General features: G+C 46.7%; 1 protein-coding gene. It reads right to left on the bottom strand.

What is annotated here, in order from left to right:
• Positions 1-261, bottom strand: a 261-nt coding sequence (locus tag SB658_RS24965; RefSeq protein ID WP_410603100.1) for a virulence factor, incomplete at both ends; no start/stop codon positions are given.

The following is a 261-nucleotide window of genomic DNA, read 5'->3' as shown; positions in this document are numbered from 1 at the left end:
CATCATACGCCTTTCGGTTCACTTGTCGATCTACAGCTTCTTGACCTTCTTTGACTGCCTCTGTTAAGCGTGCTAAACGCTCATCATCATAGGCTGCTTGCAGCTCTTCTGTGACTTCCTGACCGATATCTGCAAAGTCACCAAAACGAACGCCATGTTCTTTCCACACACGTTCAAATACGACATTGTCTGAACTGCTTCTGAGCTTTAAAATAGCTGCTTGGAAGCGTTCAGGCATGCCGAACCGCTCTTCTCTTTCAC

It is taken from the genome of Bacillus sp. SIMBA_008, assembly GCF_046535495.1.
Taxonomy (GTDB): Bacteria; Bacillota; Bacilli; order Bacillales; family Bacillaceae; genus Bacillus; species Bacillus subtilis.
The sequence above is the reverse complement of the archived record's forward strand: the minus strand, read 5'-3'. Positions and strand labels throughout refer to the sequence as shown.